General features: G+C 53.2%; 3 protein-coding genes and 1 riboswitch. All 3 genes read right to left on the reverse strand.

Annotated elements, in window-relative coordinates; all coding sequences use genetic code 11:
• Positions 1-350 (reverse strand): DUF190 domain-containing protein (locus tag QKY98_RS23300; protein ID WP_284671663.1); only part of this gene is annotated, 350 nt, incomplete at its 3' end.
• 10 nt (positions 351-360) lie between these two features.
• Positions 361-744: a fluoride efflux transporter CrcB gene (gene crcB / locus QKY98_RS23305; protein WP_027597932.1), complete on the reverse strand. Its 384-nt coding sequence runs from the start codon at positions 742-744 to the stop codon at positions 361-363.
• 107 nt (positions 745-851) lie between these two features.
• Positions 852-912: riboswitch (Fluoride riboswitch) on the reverse strand.
• Between the two features lie 151 nt (positions 913-1063).
• Positions 1064-1499: IS3 family transposase (locus QKY98_RS23310; protein ID WP_284671664.1), on the reverse strand; the 436-nt coding region annotated here is incomplete at its 5' end.

The following is a 1499-nucleotide window of genomic DNA, read 5'->3' on the forward strand; positions in this document are numbered from 1 at the left end:
CAGGACGAGGATGACTCTGTCTCTTGGGAAGGGCGGTGGCGTCCTACCGTGCCAATCTCGGCAGGCGTCTTGATGTAGAACAGTGCCAAGTCTTCCGATTCGAGGCGTTGAAACAGCATGTCGTGTTGAATTTGAGTCAGCGCCATCGTTACCTGGATGGGCTGATCGGCAAGCTCAAATAAATGAGCGGAGTGGCGTTTTCCATCTTGGCCAAAGCCTTCAGCCGCCACTGACAACGTTGCGCCACTTAGGTGAAGCTCTTTAGCAAGATCCAGAAGCCAATCTCCAATCTGCTGATGTTCATGGCGACGATTTTGTTCGGTATAGAACGTAACGAGATAGTCGTTCATGCTATTGCCTTTAGCGTGGGTGCAGCAGGTTGATGGTCAAGATACCCAGGGCTGTCATGCACAGGGACCCCACGACATGAACGCTGATTGCAGTCAGCGCCATGAGCAGCCTTCCTTGCTGGATTAGCATCAGTGTCTCAGCAGAAAACGTCGAGAAGGTGGTTAAGCCGCCGCAAAATCCGGTGATCAGAAACAGCCGCCATTCAGGCGCAATCCCGGGCCAAGCAGCGAAGATGGCTACGGCCATTCCGATGATGTAGCCACCTACAAGATTCGCAACGACCGTCCCAGGCGGGAGCGACGGGAACCAGGCATTTAGCTTCAAGCCCAGTATCCAACGGAGCCAGGCACCCAAGGTCGCACCGAGTGCGATGGCTATGAGCGGCTTCAGCATGGAACGTCTCCCAAGGGGAATGGAAGACTAGGGGCCGGGGAGGGATATGGTCGGTGCATAGCGCTGTCCTCGAAAAAGACAGGGCGCACCTACGCACCCTGCCAAGGGGTTACGTAGGCATCATCAGCACGAGGCGGTTTGAGGAGGAATGCCATCTCCTTAGCGGATCATAGCAGCGCAGCAGATGACTTTGAAGATGGCTCGTTCTTGAAGCCGACATGCCTGCCACTGCTTATTGAGACCCGGAGCATGCCTGCACTCCTCAAACGCCGAGGGTCTAGAAACCGATCGACTCTGCGGTAGCTATGAGGCAAACGTCCTATTCGTCACAGGTATTCACAGCTTTCGCTATTGCCAGACGATATTCAGCTGGACTGCGCCCACCCAGTGCCAATTTGATTCGCTCCTTATTGTAATAGTCGATATAGGCCCGAATTGCTACTGCCAGCTCCTCTACGCTTGAGAACCTGTTGCAGTGGAAAAGCTCAGATTTTAGTACTGCAAAAAAGCTTTCCATTGCCGCATTGTCGAGGCAATTGGCTCGCCTTGACATACTCTGAGTCAGTCCATGCTGACGGATCAGCTGTTGGTAGGCAGGGTATTGATAGTGCCAGCCTTGATCGGAATGGATGAGCGGTTTCTCATGAGGCCGAAGGGTCTTCAATCCGTCTTTCAACATACGTAAGACCATCTCGAACGATGGGCGCTCACTTATCTCGAAAGCCACAATTTCCTTATTGAAGAGGTCAAGAATC

Origin of the sequence: Pseudomonas sp. HR1 (assembly GCF_030175875.1) — a bacterium.
GTDB lineage: Bacteria > Pseudomonadota > Gammaproteobacteria > Pseudomonadales > Pseudomonadaceae > Chryseomonas > Chryseomonas oryzihabitans.

Excerpts from the sequence above, each read along its gene's own strand:
- crcB (WP_027597932.1), bottom strand. The coding sequence starts at position 744 with ATGCTGAAGCCGCTCATAGCCATCGCACTCGGTGCGACCTTGGGTGCC.